Origin of the sequence: Lentzea californiensis (assembly GCF_024648825.1) — a bacterium.
GTDB lineage: Bacteria > Actinomycetota > Actinomycetes > Mycobacteriales > Pseudonocardiaceae > Lentzea > Lentzea californiensis.
In genome coordinates, this window is sequence record NZ_JANBBE010000002.1 from 159,107 (window position 1) to 172,940 (window position 13,834).

Genomic DNA, 13,834 nt, shown 5'->3' on the forward strand with positions numbered 1-13,834 from the left:
GGTGAGAATGGCCCCCGCTCAGACATAAGCGGAGGCCGAGGCAATCAGAGCGGCTACCATGCGGCCTCGTGGGGGAGAACGCGAGGCTTGTCGCGGGCAGATACGCGATGCTCAAAGAGCTCGGCCGGGGCGGCATGGGGGTCGTCTGGCTGGCTGAGGACTGGGTGATCGGGCGGCAGGTCGCGCTCAAGGAGCTGCGGACCACCGAGACCGAGCGGGTGCTGCGGGAAGCCCGCACGGCAGGCCGGCTGAACAGCCCGAACGTCGTCGGCATCTACGACGTCATCGTCGAGCACGGTGTGACGTACCTGGTCATGGAACTCGTCGAGGCGCCCACGCTCTCCGAGGTCATGACGCGCAGAAGCCTCACCGAGGACGAGGTCGCGAACATCGGCCTGCAGACGCTCAACGCGCTGGAGGCGGCGCACGCGGCGGGCATCGTGCACCGGGACGTCAAGCCCAGCAACATCATGGTGCTGCCCGACGGACGTGTGAAGCTCGCCGACTTCGGCATCGCCCGTGCGATGGACGACCCGGGACTGACGGCGACCGGCGGCATCATGGGCTCGCCCGGTTACATGGCGCCGGAGCTGTTCGCGGGCAAGCAGCCGTCACCGGCGAGCGACCTGTGGGCGTTGGGCGCCACCATGTTCCACGCCGTCGAGGGCCGTTCGCCGTTCCAGCGCGACACGACCGCGGCCACGATGCACGCGATCATGTACGAGGAGCCGGTCCTCCAGCGCACCAGGGGGCCGCTCGCCGACACGATCATGGCGCTGCTCAGCCAGGACGACACCCGACGGCTCACGGCGGCGCAGCTGCGGGAGCGGCTCAGCGGCGCCACCACGGTGGTCAAGCCGCTGTCGCCGTCCGAGCAGACCGTCGTGATCGAACCTGTCACCGGTTACGTCACGCCGAACACGCCGACGCACGCGGACTGGGACGGCAAACCCCGGTCCGGCAAGAAGATCGGACTGTTCGCCGGGGCTGCCGCCGTGCTCGTGGTGATCGCGCTCGCCGCGGTGTTCGTCCTCAAACCCCAGACGCAGCAAGGGGTTGCGGTCGCGCAGCAGAACATCGGCGCGGTGACGACCGCGGCCCCGCCGTCCAGCCAGGCGACGAGCAGCAGTTCCGCCGCACCGAGCAGCAGTCAGGCGTCCAGTTCGGCACCGTCGAGCACGCCGAAGTCGAGCCAGGCGCAGGCTCAGCCCCCGCAGCCGACGACGCAGCCGAAGCCGCCGCGGCAGACGGTCGCGCTCGTGCGGCACATCAAGCAGGGCACGCCCTTCCACTTCACCGGCACGTCGGCCTTCGGGCCTCCCGCCGGCTTCACCGCCGAGAACACCGGAGGGCTCGGAAAGCTCCTGGTGAACCAGGAACCGGGCACGAAACTGCTGGTCGCCTGCCGCGTGAAGAACTCGGGGGACCACATGACGTCGCCGTGGCCGGACTGCGAGAGGCAGGACAAGCTCGGCGACCTCGGCTACGTCTTCAACGACAAGCCGGCAGACGTCCCCGCCATGCAGCTCTACCGCTGCATCTACCAGGGCACCCACTTCGACTCGCTCGACCCGAAGTGCGAGGGCTATCAGACGGAATGGTCGTATGGCTGGGTCGTCACCGGCTGACAGCGGGCTCCAGGCCGACGGGAGCGGCGTTGTCGAACGTCTCACGCGCCTCGGCGACGGTCTCGTAGTTCTTCTGCGCCCACAACCGCAGCGCGGCCAGCGGCTCGGTGACGCTGCGCCCCAGTTCGGTCAGTTCGTACTCGACGCGCAACGGCACCGAGGGGTAGACCGTGCGCGTGACGAGCCCATCGCGCTCCAGCGTGCGCAACGTCTGCGTGAGCATCTTCTGGCTGACGCCCTCCAGCCGGCGCTTGAGCTCGCCGAACCGCTTGGGCCCGTCCTCCAGGTCGCCGATCACCAACGCCGTCCACTTCGACGCGACCATGTCCAGCAGGTCGCGGCACGGACACATCTTGAGGTAAACGTCCCTGATCACAGCTAGTTTCTATCAGGTACCTAGTGCACAAGATAGTGCCTGATTGCGAACAGAGACCTGCTCTCCCATGCTTGGCAGCATGCGAGCGATCATCCAGAACGAGTTCGGCGGCCCCCTGACCCTCACCGACGTGCCCAAGCCGTCACCACTTCCGACGGAGGTGCTGGTCAGGGTGCACGCGGCCGGCGTCAACCCGGTCGACTGGAAGACCAGCGCGGGCAGTGGCATGGCCGGGATGCAGACGTTCCCGTTCATCAACGGCTGGGACGTCTCCGGCGTGGTCGAGGAGATCGGCTTCGGCGTCACGACCCTCAAGCCCGGCGACGAGGTCTACGGCATGCCGTGGTTCCCGCGTGCCGCGGGCGCGTACGCCGAGTACGTCACGGCCCCGTCCCGTCACTTCGCGAAGAAGCCGAAGAGCCTCACCCACGTCGAGGCGGCCGCGCTCCCGCTCGCCGCGCTCACCGCCCACCAGGTCCTGATCGACACGGCGGAGGTGCAGAAGGGTCAGAAGGTGCTGATCACGGCCGCGGCGGGCGGCGTCGGCCACCTCGCGGTCCAGATCGCGAAGGCCCACGGCGCGTACGTCGTCGGTACCGCGCGTGAGCCCAAGCACGCGTTCCTGAGGGACCTCGGTGCCGATGAGGTGGTCGACTACACCAAGGGCGACTACGAAGGCACCGACGTGGACGTGTTCGTCGACCTCGTCGGCGGCTCGTCACCGGAGCCGGTGCGCCCCGGCGGGTTGTTCGTCGGCGTGCCGTCCGGAGTGGACAGGCCGCTGCGCGACGACATCAGGACCAGCCCGATCCTGGTCGAACCCGACCGCGCGGGCCTGGAGGCGATCGCGGCGCTGGTCGAGTCGGGCGAGCTCAGGGTGCACGTCGACGCGACGTTCCCGCTGGAAGACGCCGGAAAAGCACATGCCCTGGGCGGGACGGGCCGCACCCAGGGCAAGATCGTGCTGGAGACGGTCTAGTGGTGTGGCCCGGAATGTCGCCGGGCGAATTCGCGGTCAGACGGGCGCATCACTAGCGTCGCCACGGCTTCTTGCTGCGCGCGGCGTCCCACAACAGGAACGCGATGATCGAGACCCCGGTGACGACAAGGAAGATGTCCTCGGTCTTGCCCTGGTGGTTGCCGATCAGCATCAGGAAGCAGAAGATCGCCGAGAGCCAGCCCGCGATGCGGGTGCCCTTGGGGAACGTGCCGTGCCAGCCCCACTCGTGCGACGGCTCCTCGTGAGGGTCGACGGCAGGACGCTTGTCCAGTTCCGAGGACGTAGCCACGGTTTCCTCCACTGCTCATCCGGATTACGAGGCCATCGTCGCACATGACAATGAGCACGGAGGTGTGAGGTCGCGCGCGCACGACTGACGAGCGAGGTCGCACGGGTCTAGGCTCTTCGAGGCCTACCCGTCCGATCTTGTGAAGGCGCCTCGACTTGACCGGCTTCTCTCCCGCCGAGGGCTCCACCCCGGACACGTTCGCCCCCGTCGAGATCGGTCTGCACGGTGTGCGCAAGCGCTTCTCGGACCAGGTGGCGGTCGACGGCGTCTCGCTCGACGTCCACGAGGGCGAGTTCTTCTCGGTGCTCGGGCCCTCCGGCTGCGGCAAGACCACGGTCCTGCGCATGATCGCCGGGTTCGTGGACCCCGACGAGGGTCGGATCGAGCTCGACGGCAACGACATGGTGGGCGTCCCTCCCCACCGGAGGGACGTCAACACCGTCTTCCAGTCGTACGCGCTGTTCCCGCACATGTCGGTGTGGGACAACGTCGCGTACGGCCTCAAGCGCAAGAAGATCCGCGGCGACGAGCTGAAGAAGAGCGTCGGCGAGCACCTGGAACTGGTGCGGCTGTCGCAGTTCGCGAAGCGCCGGCCCGCGCAACTCTCCGGTGGCCAGCAGCAGCGCGTCGCCATCGCCCGCGCGCTCGCCGCCGGTCCGCGGTTGCTGCTGCTCGACGAACCGCTCGGCGCGCTCGACGCCAAGCTCCGCAAGGAACTGCAGATCGAGCTGATGCGCATCCAGCGCGAGGTCGGCACGACGTTCCTCTACGTCACGCACGACCAGGAAGAGGCGCTGGTCCTCTCACACCGCATCGCCGTGATGAACGCGGGCAGGATCGAGCAGGTCGGCTACCCCGAGGACGTCTACGAACGGCCGGCGACCCGGTTCGTCGCCGGGTTCATCGGCACGTCCAACATCCTCGGCGCCGAGGTGTCCGGTGTGGACGGTGGCCTGGTCTCGCTGACGGCTCCCGGCGCCACGAACCTGCGTGCCAGGTTCTCCGGCAGCGTCAGCCACGGCCGCAAGGTCGCCGCGACCGTGCGGCCGGAGAAGGTGCACCTGTTCAACGAGTCCGCCGAGCCGCCGACCGGCTGGTGCGTGCTGCGGGGCGTCGTTCAGGACGTCGTCTACACGGGCGTGTCCACGCAGTTCGTGGTCGGCACCCCCGGCGGCGTGCTCACGGCGTTCGTGCAGAACGCCCAGCGCATCGACGACGCGGGCGCACCCGGCCAGTCCGTGCGGGTGGCCTGGGACCCCGAGTTCACCGTGCTGCTGGAGCCGGACGATGGTTGAGCAGGTCCGGATCGCCCGGCTGTGGGACGTCGGCAGCCCGCGGGTGACCCGGCGCACGATGCTGGGCTCGATGGCGTTCTTCGCGCTCGCCGCCTGCGCGGTCGGCCCGGCGCCCACCGACTCCGGCGGCCCGAGTGCCGGCAGGGCCGCGAACCTGGCCGACGAGCCGAAGCTCAACTTCTACAACTGGACCGACTACATCGCGCCGGAGACGTTGCCGGGCTTCACGTCCGTGAGCGGCATCGAGGTCACGTACGACAACTTCTCGACCAACGACGAGATGGAAGCCAAGATCGCTTCCGGCCAGGCCGGTTATGACCTGGTGGTGCCGAGCGACAACTTCCTGCGCCGGTTCCTGCGGTCCGGCCTGCTCCAGCCGCTGGACCACGACGCGATCCCGAACCTGCGCAACCTCGAGCAGCGGTTCGTGGAGGCCGAGTACGACCCCGGCAACCGGTACTCCGTGCCGTGGGCATGGGGCACGACGGGTCTGGCGTACTCCAAGTCGCAGATCGGCGGTGACGTCACCGGCTTCGACGCCTACGACCTGCCGAACACCCAGGGGCGCAGCTCGATCCTCGACGAGGCCCGCGACGGCATGGCCATCGGACTGCTCAAGCTCGGCCACGACCCGAACACCACCGACGCGCGGCAGATCGACGACGCCGCGAACTTCCTGCTGTCGTTGAAGAAGAAGCTCGGCCAGATCACCTCCGACGTGATCGAACCGCTGACCTCGGGCCAGGTGCGGCTGGCGCAGTCGTACTCCGGCGACGCGTTCCAGGCGCGTGCCACCAACGACGACATCGGGTACGCCATCCCCGTGGAGGGCGGACTGTCCTACGTGGACCTGCTCGTCATCCCGAAGGACGCGCCGCACGCCGCCAACGCGCATCGGTTCATCGACCACGTGCTGGGCGCGGAGGCAGGTGCGGCGCTGTCCAACGCCGTCCGGTACGGCAGCCCCAACGCCGCCGCGAAGCCGTTGATCGACGAGGAACTGCTGAACGACCCGGTGGTCTACCCGCCGGACGAACAGCTGGCGAAGCTCCCGTTCACCAAGGACCTCGGCGGCGACGCCGAAGCGCTCTACGCGGACGCCTGGACGAAGGTCAAGACCGGCTGACCGGCATGCTCTTCATCCCGCGGATCACCACCGAGTCGCGGAACACCACCGGACCCGTCTGCCGCAGGTCCGGCATCCGGCGGGCCAGCGCGCGGAACGCCACATCGCCCTCCATGCGCGCGAGCGTCGCGCCCAGGCAGTAGTGGATGCCGCTGGAGAAAGCGAGGTGCTCCGGCTTGTGCACGCGCATCACGTCGAACTTGTGCGGCTCGGGGTAGACCTCCGGGTCGCGGTTCGCGGCGGCGATCAGCAGCGTCACGACCTCGTCCTTGCCGATCCGGTGGACCCGCTCGTGCGCGATCCGGCTGGTCATCTGCACCGGCGGCGCCCAGCGCAGCGTCTCCTCGACCACCGCGGACGCGAGTTCCGGGTTGGCCTTGAAGAGCTTCCACTGCGACGGGTGGTCGAGCAGCGCGCGCGTGCCGTTGCCGATCAGGTTCACCGTGGTCTCGAAGCCGGCGACCAGCAGCAACACCAGCGTGGCGAGCATTTCCTGCGCGGTGAGCTTCTGCTCGGCCTCGGCGGCGACCAGGGAGCTGATCACGTCGTCGCCGGGTGTCCTGCGGCGTTGCGCGATGAGCCGGTCGAACAGTTCGAGCACCTTGTCGTTGGCGTCGGTCATCTCCGGGGTGACGCCGCTGTCGATCGACGCGGCGACGAGCGCGCCGTAGTCGGCGAACTCGGCCGTGTCCGCGTCCGGGATGCCCAGCAGGTCGCTGATCACCGCGATCGGCAGCGGCGCCGCGAAGTCCCCGATCAGGTCGAACTCGTCACGGTCGAGCAGCGCGTCGGCGACCTTCTCGACGCGCGCCCGGTACGTGTCGATCTTCTTCGGGCTGAACGCCGGCACCGCGATTCTGCGCAGCCGGGTGTGGTCCGGCGGGTCGAGTTCCAGGAACGACTCGGCCAGCAGGCTGCCGTTGACCGGAGAGCTCCCGTCGGCGAACCGGACGCCGAACCGCCGGTCGCGCAGGATCGTGCTGGCCACCGGGTGGCTCGTCGTGAACCAGAGGCCCCCCTCACCGGTCAGCGGCCCGAGTGCGCGCAGCCGCTCGTAGATCGGATGCGGGTCTTCATGTCCGGTCAACCGCTCCAACATCACTTACCCCCTCGAACAGCGCGGTCAGCACGAATGTCGCCGTCTGTAGCAGGCGAACACTCATGGTCACAACGGTACGCAGGTGTTCGCCCGGCCGAACGCACTTCGTCTTCCTGGAACGTCACTGGCAGGATGTCGATCCGTGCTCCGACGCTGGCTGAAGGCGAACGCCCTCCTCGCCCCGACCGGCCTCTGGCTGGGGCTCTTCCTGATCGCACCCCTCGTCGTGGTCGTCCAGTTCAGCTTCGCGACGCGGCACACCGGTGTCGCCCGCGCCGTGCTGCCGTGGACGGTCCAGGCCTACCGGACCGCGCTGGACCCGGCGTTCCTGCCGATCTTCGGACGGACCCTGCTGTACGCCGGCGCCACCACAGTCGCGTGCCTGGTGCTCGGGTTCCCGCTCGCGTGGTTCATCGCGCGGTACGGCGGGCGCTACCGGACGGCGCTGCTCGCGGCGGTGCTGATCCCGTTCTGGTCGAGCTACCTCGCGCGGATCTACGCGTGGAAGGCGCTGCTGGACGGCGAAGGGCTCGTGAACACCGCGCTCGGGTGGGTCGGGCTGGACCGGGACGGCGGGTTCCTGCTGACCCACGGCGCGGTCGTGCTCGGTCTGACGTACGGCTTCCTGCCGTTCATGGTGTTGCCGCTGTACGTGGCGTGCGAGCGGTTCGACGTGCGGTTGGTGGAGGCGTCGTACGACCTCGGGCACGGGCGGGTGTCGACGTTCTTCCGCGTGGTGCTGCCGGGAGTCATGAGCGGTGTGCTGGCCGGGTCGTTGCTGGTGCTGGTGCCCGCGGCCGGTGACTTCGTGACGCCGAAGCTGCTCGGCGGGGTGGACCAGTCGACGTTCGGGTCGGTGATCGACGACCAGTTCCGCGGTGGCAACAACTGGCCGCTGGGTTCGGCGATGGCGGTGCTGCTGCTCGTGCTGGTGGTCTTCGTGCTCGTGCTGCGCGGGCGGCGTGGGGAGGACGTGCTGTGAACCGTCGTCCGTGGGCGCTCGGCGCCGTGGCGGCCCTGGTCTTCCTGTTCCTGTACGCACCGATCGCGTGGCTCGCCATCGCGTCGTTCAACTCGTCTCGGTCGTTGTCGCGGATCAGCGGGTTTTCGCTGCAGTGGTACGCGGAGCTGCTCGACGACACACGCGTCTTCGCGTCGTTGCAGCTGACCCTGCAGCTGGCATTGGCGTCGGCGGCGATCTCCACGGTGATCGGGACGCTGGCGGCGTTCGGGCTGCGGCGCGCGTTTCCCGGTCGCGGGCTGTGGACTGTGTTGCTGTCGTTGCCTCTCGTGGTCCCCGAGGTCGTCATGGGCGTGGCGATGCTGGGGTTCTTCGTGAGGCTCGCCGGTGTGCCTTTGGGGTTCGGGGCGCTGTTGTTCGCGCACGTGGCGTTCTCGCTGAGCTTCGTGGTGGTCGTGGTGCGCTCACGGGTGTCCGGAATGGACGTTCGGTTGGAGGAGGCCGCGGCCGATCTCGGGGCGTCGCCGTTCGTCGCCTTCCGGACCGTCACGCTGCCGCTGGTGGCGCCGGCCGTGGTGGCCGGTGCGGCGTTCGCGTTCCTGCTGTCGTTCGACGACGTGGTGATCTCGTCGTACCTGACCGGCGTCGGGTCGACGACGTTGCCGGTGTTCGTCTACGCGCAGGCCTCGAAGCGCGGGATCTCGCCGGAGATCGTGGCGCTGTCGACGTTGATGGTCGCGGCGACGGCGCTCTTGTTGATCATCGGAGTGGTGGTCGCCTCCTGGCGAGCGAGGAAAGCGGGATCAGCCGCCGAGCTGGCCGTGTAGTCAACTTTCGTCGCGGGAATTCGATACTCCAGCGTGCCGCGCGGACATGGGACGTCTCGTAGGTTGAAAACGTGACTACTGCTGTGCGGACCAGGGCCGAGGCGTTCCGCGCCGACACCCTGGCCCGGCTCCGGGCGCTGACCGCGGTGCGGCTCGCCGGCGACCTGCTCGTCATGGTCGGCGTGCTCCTGCTGGACCTGTGGCCGGGGCCGTGGGCGGAGACGAAGGCGTCGGGCTGGACGCTCGTCGCCTACTTCGCCGTCTACGTGGTGATGCTGCCCCTGCGGCACCTGCTGCCTGCGACGGTCATGATCGCGGGTGCGGCCGTCCCGTTCTTCGGCCCCGCCATGATGGTCGTGCTGAGCTACACGGCGGGCCGCCGGATCGAGTCGTGGGTCAAGGCCGTCGTGTCGACCGCGATGACGTTCGTCGTCGTGGTGCTGTGGTGGGACTGGGTCGAGCGGCCGCTCGACATCGAACCCGTCTACGGCATGCTGATCCTGGTCACGATCTTCGGCGTGGGCGTGGCGCTGCCGTTCCTCGTCGGCCGCTACCTGGCGCAACGCGAGGCGCTGGTGCAGGCCATGCAGGACCGCGAGGCGCGCATGCGCGTCGAGCACAAGATGCTGTCGCGGCAGGTCCGCCTCCGCGAACGCAGCCGCATCGCCCAGGACATGCACGACAGCCTCGGCCACCGGCTCTCGCTGATCTCCGTGCACGCCGGTGCGCTGGCGCTGGACCCGTCGCTGGGGGACAAACAGCGCGAGGCCATCGGGGTGCTGCGCTCGGCGGCGTTGACCGGCATGGGGGAGTTGCGGGCGATCATCGGCGTGCTGCGCGCGGAGGACGGTCCCGACGACGACCCCGCGACACGGACCGCGGAGTCCATCGACTCGTTGGTGAGCGACGCGCGCAAGGCCGGTGTTCTGGTCAGTCTGGTGCGGGGCGGGCAAGCACACCCGTTGCCGTCCCGGGTCTCTCACGCGGCCTATCGCGTGGCCCAGGAGGGCCTGACGAACGCCGCGAAGCACGCACCGGGCGCCGCCGTGCAGGTGACGGTGAAGTACGAGCCGGACGCGCTGGTCGTGGAGGTGCGCAACAACCCGTCGCGCAACGGGTCACCGGTCCAGGCACCGGGCGTGGGCCTGATCGGGCTCACCGAACGCGTGCGCCTGGCCGGCGGCATCCTGCACGTCGGCGCGTTGCCCTCCGGTGGCTTCCGCATCGCCGCCGTGCTGCCGTACGAGGAGACGCCGCTCCCCGACGAGCCCGAGGACGAGCAGGACGAGACCGAGTCCCCGCGCGGCATCCGCAAGTGGGCGGGCGTCGGCTCGATCGCGGGGGCGTCGGTGGTGCTGACGATCATCATCGGCGGCTTCACCTACCTCGGCGCGCAGCCCATCACCGACGTCGTGTCGCAGGAGAGCCTCGACCGGATCGAGGTGGGCCAGCCGGAGGCCGAGGTGCTCGCCATGCTCCCGGCCGGTGACGAACCCCTGGTCGCCGACGGTGAGCGCAAGTCCCAGGCCAGCCCCGAACCGCCAGGCGCACGCTGCGTCTACCACATCACCGACGAGCAGTCGTACCTCGCGAAGGGCACCCGGGTGGTGCGTTTCTGCTTCCGAGACGGCAAGCTGGTCGAGAAGAAGATCCACGTTCAGAGGACAGGTCAATGATCCGGGTGCTCATCGCCGACGACGAGCCGCTGATGCGCGCCGGCATCAAGGCCATCCTCGGCACCGCCGACGACATCGAGCTCGTGGCGGAGGCCGGCGACGGCCGCGAGGCCGTGCAGATCGTCCGCGAACGCCGGGTGGACGTGGCCGTGCTCGACATCCGCATGCCGCGCATGGACGGGCTGGCGTGCGCGAAGGAACTGCGGGTCGTGGCGCCTTCGGTCCGGGTCGTCATGCTGACGACGTTCGGCGAGGACGACAACATCGTGCGCGCGCTGTCCGACGGCGCGGCCGGGTTCCTGCTGAAGGACTCGGCGCCGGAGGAGCTCCTCCGAGCCGTGCGCGCGGTGCACAACGGCGAGGCGTATCTGTCGCCGATGGTCACGTCGCGCGTGGTCGGCATGGTGGCGACGTCCGGCCAGCCGAAGCGGCAGGAGGCCCAGAAGGCCGTCGAGGGCCTGACCGACCGCGAGGTCGAGGTGCTGGCGCTGCTCGGGCAGGGCATGTCGAACGCCGACGTCGGCGCGAAGCTGCACATGTCGGAGGCGACGGTGAAGACCTACGTGTCGCGGTTGCTGGCCAAGCTGGGGCTAACGAACCGCGTCCAGGCGGCGCTGCTGGCGCGGGACGCGGGCATCGCGATCTGACTTCCGGGGGAAAAGCAAAGGCCCCGCGTCTCCTGACAGGAGTCGCGGGGCCTCTGCGTACCGTGCGGTGAACACAACGTGTGTCACCCGAACGGCCTCAAACGTCTGTGGCGGCTATGCGTGACTGCGCCGGCCCGTTACCAGGCGGTAGATGCCCAGCAGGATCAGCGATCCGACGATGGCCAGCAGCCAGGTCCTGATCTCGAAGAACGAGCCGAGGTCGGTCCCGAAGAGCGCGGATCCGATGAACCCGCCCAGAATCGCACCCACGATGCCGATCAGCATCGTGATGATGAAACCACCGGGGTCGTTACCAGGCATGATTGCCTTGGCGATGGCGCCTGCCAGCAGACCGAGCACGATCCATCCGAGGATGCCCACGGAGAGTCTCCTTCCAACGACTTGACGCCGATGGAATGCCCTCGAACTGGCGACTTCACACCTCCAAGACCACTCCGTTATCAAAGTAACGGGCTGTGCCGTGCTCTCAGGCACTCTCCGGAACAATGAGGGGCGATGAGTACTCCACGCACTGTCCTGGTCCTGGGCTCGACCGGCTCGGTCGGCACCCAGGCGCTCGACGTCATCCGGCGCAACCGCGACCGCTTCCAGGTCGTCGGTCTCGGCGCGGGTGGACGTCAGCTCGACCTGCTGAAAGAGCAGGCAGCGGAGTTCGACGTGAAGGTGGTCGCCGTCGCCAACGGCGCCGAGGTCCCCGGCGTCCGCACGCTGAGCAGCATGACCGACCTGATCGAGGCGGCCCCGGCGGACGTCGTCCTCAACGGCATGGACGGCTCCAGGGGGCTGGAGCCGTCCCTCAAGGCGCTCGAGACGGGGGCCACGCTCGCCCTCGCGAACAAGGAGTCGCTCATCGCGGGCGGGCCGCTCGTGCTGAAGGCGGCGAAGCCCGGCCAGATCGTGCCGGTCGACTCCGAGCACTCGGCGCTCGCGCAGTGCCTCCGGGGCGGCACCGCGGACGAGGTGCACAAGCTGGTGCTCACGGCGTCCGGCGGGCCGTTCCGCGGCAAGACGCGGAAGGACCTCGAGGCCGTCACCGTGGCGCAGGCGATGGCGCACCCGACCTGGTCGATGGGCCAGGTCGTCACGATCAACTCGGCGAACCTGGTCAACAAGGGCCTGGAGCTGATCGAGGCGCACCTGCTGTTCGGGGTCCCCTACGACCGCGTCGACGTCGTGGTGCACCCTCAGTCCATCATCCACTCCATGGTCACCTTCACGGACGGCTCGACGCTCGCGCAGGCGTCGCCTCCGGACATGCGGCTGCCGATCTCGCTGGGGCTGTCCTGGCCCGAGCGCGTCGCGGGCGCGGCCCCCGCCTGTACCTTTGACACCGCCACCTCGTGGACGTTCGAACCCCTGGACAGCGTCACGTTCCCGGCGGTCGAGCTCGCGCGGCAGGCAGGCACCGCGGGCGGTTGCCTACCTGCGATCTACAACGCCGCGAACGAGGAGGCACTCGCCTCCTTCGTCGCCGGCCACACGTCGTTCCTGTCGATCGTGGACACCATCGGCCAGGTTCTCGGCGAGGCGAACGACTGGCAGAAGGACCCCGCGGACGTCGCGGAGGTCCTGGCCGCCGAGGACTGGGCACGCGCACGTGCCCGCGAGCTGGTTGGAAGGAACTGAGCTTTCCGTGAACACATTCATCAACATCCTCGGGGTGCTGCTGTTCGCGTTCGGCATCGCGGTCTCCATCGCGTTGCACGAGTTCGGGCACCTGCTGACGGCGAAGTTCTACGGCATGAAGGTCACCCGCTACTTCATCGGTTTCGGCCCGAAGCTCTTCTCGTTCCGCAAGGGCGAGACCGAGTACGGCCTGAAGGCGATCCCGGCGGGCGGCTTCTGCGAGATCACCGGCATGACGGCGCTGGACGAGGTGCACCCGGACGACCGCAAGCGCGCCTTCTACAACCAGAAGGTGTGGAAGCGCGTCGTCGTGCTGTCCGCCGGCTCGATCACGCACTTCGTCCTCGGCTTCTTCATCCTGCTGATCCTCGCGATGACGCTGGGCCTGCCGAACAACAAGGACCAGCCGGTCCTCGCCGAGATCACGCCGTGCGTGCAGAACCACACCGTCGGCCTCACCGCGCCGTGCCAGCCCGGCGCCCCGGCCCCGGCCAAGGACGCGGGCCTGCAGCCCGGCGACGAGGTCACCGCCATCGCCGGCAAGCCGATCTCGACCTGGTCCGAGATGCTCACGGTCACCCGCGAACTGAGCGGGCCGACCGAGTTCAAGGTCCTGCGCGACGGCAAGGAGGTCGCGCTCACGGTGAACGTGCCGAAGGTCACCCGCGAGGTGACGGACGGCAAGGGCGGCCGTGAGGTCAAGGAGGTCGGCGCCATCGGCGTCACCTGGCAGCAGAACTTCGAGTACAGCCCGCTCGCCGCGGTCCCGGCCTCCATCGCGTTCACCGGCGACATGTTCGTGAACACCTGGAAGGGCCTCATGCGCTTCCCGGAGCGCATCCCGGCCGTGGTCAAGGCCATCGGTGGCGGAGAGCGAGACCTCGACACGCCCATCTCGGTGGTGGGCGCCTCACGACTGGGTGGTGACGCCGCCGAACGCGGTTTGTGGGCGTTCTTCATCCTTATGCTGGCGGGCCTGAACTTCTTCGTCGGTGTGTTCAACCTCCTGCCCCTGCTGCCGCTTGACGGTGGTCACATCGCCGTCAACCTCTACGAACGGGTGCGAGACTGGGTGAGGAAGCTGCGCGGGAAGCCCGCCGGCGCCCCGGTCAACTACATGCGCCTGTTGCCGCTCACCTACGTGGTCATCTTCATCGGCGGCGCCATCACGCTGCTGACCGTGACCGCCGACATCGTCAACCCGATCAGGTTGCAATAAGTGATCCACGGAAAGGTGCACAACCCATGAGTGACGGCGTGATG

14 protein-coding genes are annotated in these 13,834 nt (G+C 68.7%); 10 read left to right on the forward strand and 4 right to left on the reverse strand.

Features of this window, described 5'->3' with window-relative positions:
* Nucleotides 1–68: 68 nt before the first annotated feature.
* Nucleotides 69–1,628, forward strand: a complete 1,560-nt coding sequence (locus tag LX88_RS11620) for a serine/threonine-protein kinase (RefSeq protein ID WP_308203435.1) — start codon at nucleotides 69–71, stop codon at nucleotides 1,626–1,628.
* On the opposite strand, the gene LX88_RS11625 is transcribed toward LX88_RS11620, so the two are convergent.
* A complete protein-coding gene (locus LX88_RS11625) occupies nucleotides 1,618–1,980 on the reverse strand; it encodes a winged helix-turn-helix transcriptional regulator (protein WP_258948228.1) in 363 nt (120 codons plus the stop codon). The genes LX88_RS11620 and LX88_RS11625 overlap by 11 nt on opposite strands.
* Nucleotides 1,981–2,083: 103 nt before the next feature.
* On the opposite strand from LX88_RS11625, the gene LX88_RS11630 reads away from it, so the two are divergent.
* Nucleotides 2,084–2,983: an NADP-dependent oxidoreductase gene (locus LX88_RS11630; protein WP_258947794.1), complete on the forward strand. Its 900-nt coding sequence runs from the start codon at nucleotides 2,084–2,086 to the stop codon at nucleotides 2,981–2,983.
* 52 nt (nucleotides 2,984–3,035) lie between these two features.
* On the opposite strand, the gene LX88_RS11635 is transcribed toward LX88_RS11630, so the two are convergent.
* A complete protein-coding gene (locus LX88_RS11635) occupies nucleotides 3,036–3,293 on the reverse strand; it encodes a DUF2631 domain-containing protein (protein WP_258947795.1) in 258 nt (85 codons plus the stop codon).
* A 155-nt stretch (nucleotides 3,294–3,448) separates the two neighbouring features.
* On the opposite strand from LX88_RS11635, the gene LX88_RS11640 reads away from it, so the two are divergent.
* Together LX88_RS11640 and LX88_RS11645 are read left to right on the forward strand one after the other, a co-directional pair.
* On the forward strand, nucleotides 3,449–4,588 hold the full coding sequence (locus LX88_RS11640; protein WP_258947796.1) for an ABC transporter ATP-binding protein: 1,140 nt from the start codon (nucleotides 3,449–3,451) through the stop codon (nucleotides 4,586–4,588).
* Complete coding sequence (locus LX88_RS11645; protein WP_258947797.1) at nucleotides 4,581–5,714, forward strand: polyamine ABC transporter substrate-binding protein; 1,134 nt, start codon at nucleotides 4,581–4,583, stop codon at nucleotides 5,712–5,714. Before LX88_RS11640 ends, LX88_RS11645 begins: the two co-directional genes overlap by 8 nt.
* On the opposite strand, the gene LX88_RS11650 is transcribed toward LX88_RS11645, so the two are convergent.
* Complete coding sequence (locus LX88_RS11650; RefSeq protein WP_258947798.1) at nucleotides 5,701–6,813, reverse strand: cytochrome P450; 1,113 nt, start codon at nucleotides 6,811–6,813, stop codon at nucleotides 5,701–5,703. The genes LX88_RS11645 and LX88_RS11650 overlap by 14 nt on opposite strands.
* 142 nt (nucleotides 6,814–6,955) lie before the next feature.
* On the opposite strand from LX88_RS11650, the gene LX88_RS11655 reads away from it, so the two are divergent.
* From LX88_RS11655 to LX88_RS11670, 4 genes are all read left to right on the forward strand, one after another.
* Nucleotides 6,956–7,795 carry an ABC transporter permease gene (locus tag LX88_RS11655; protein WP_258947799.1) on the forward strand — a complete coding sequence of 280 codons (840 nt, stop codon included), beginning with the start codon at nucleotides 6,956–6,958 and terminating at the stop codon, nucleotides 7,793–7,795.
* Nucleotides 7,792–8,601 (forward strand): ABC transporter permease, encoded by an 810-nt coding sequence (locus LX88_RS11660; protein ID WP_258947800.1) that lies wholly within the window; start codon nucleotides 7,792–7,794, stop codon nucleotides 8,599–8,601. Before LX88_RS11655 ends, LX88_RS11660 begins: the two co-directional genes overlap by 4 nt.
* 71 nt (nucleotides 8,602–8,672) lie before the next feature.
* Complete coding sequence (locus LX88_RS11665; RefSeq protein WP_258947801.1) at nucleotides 8,673–10,277, forward strand: sensor histidine kinase; 1,605 nt, start codon at nucleotides 8,673–8,675, stop codon at nucleotides 10,275–10,277.
* Nucleotides 10,274–10,924: a response regulator gene (locus LX88_RS11670; RefSeq protein WP_258947802.1), complete on the forward strand. Its 651-nt coding sequence runs from the start codon at nucleotides 10,274–10,276 to the stop codon at nucleotides 10,922–10,924. The genes LX88_RS11665 and LX88_RS11670 overlap by 4 nt, the downstream gene beginning before the upstream one ends.
* A 114-nt stretch (nucleotides 10,925–11,038) precedes the next feature.
* Here LX88_RS11670 and LX88_RS11675 read toward each other — a convergent pair whose 3' ends face one another.
* Complete coding sequence (locus LX88_RS11675) at nucleotides 11,039–11,305, reverse strand: GlsB/YeaQ/YmgE family stress response membrane protein (protein WP_258947803.1); 267 nt, start codon at nucleotides 11,303–11,305, stop codon at nucleotides 11,039–11,041.
* Nucleotides 11,306–11,440: 135 nt separating this feature from the next.
* Between LX88_RS11675 and dxr the strand changes: the two genes are divergently transcribed.
* Complete coding sequence (gene dxr / locus LX88_RS11680) at nucleotides 11,441–12,571, forward strand: 1-deoxy-D-xylulose-5-phosphate reductoisomerase (RefSeq protein WP_258947804.1); 1,131 nt, start codon at nucleotides 11,441–11,443, stop codon at nucleotides 12,569–12,571.
* A 7-nt stretch (nucleotides 12,572–12,578) separates the two neighbouring features.
* Entirely contained in the window at nucleotides 12,579–13,790 is a 1,212-nt protein-coding gene (locus tag LX88_RS11685; protein WP_258947805.1) for a M50 family metallopeptidase, read from the forward strand.
* Nucleotides 13,791–13,834: the final 44 nt, after the last annotated feature.

Excerpts from the sequence above, each read along its gene's own strand:
- LX88_RS11625 (WP_258948228.1), bottom strand. The coding sequence starts at position 1,980 with ATGTGTCCGTGCCGCGACCTGCTGGACATGGTCGCGTCGAAGTGGACG.
- LX88_RS11645 (WP_258947797.1), top strand. The coding sequence starts at position 4,581 with ATGGTTGAGCAGGTCCGGATCGCCCGGCTGTGGGACGTCGGCAGCCCG.
- LX88_RS11630 (WP_258947794.1), top strand. The coding sequence starts at position 2,084 with ATGCGAGCGATCATCCAGAACGAGTTCGGCGGCCCCCTGACCCTCACC.
- LX88_RS11670 (WP_258947802.1), top strand. The coding sequence starts at position 10,274 with ATGATCCGGGTGCTCATCGCCGACGACGAGCCGCTGATGCGCGCCGGC.
- dxr (WP_258947804.1), top strand. The coding sequence starts at position 11,441 with ATGAGTACTCCACGCACTGTCCTGGTCCTGGGCTCGACCGGCTCGGTC.
- LX88_RS11650 (WP_258947798.1), bottom strand. The coding sequence starts at position 6,813 with ATGTTGGAGCGGTTGACCGGACATGAAGACCCGCATCCGATCTACGAG.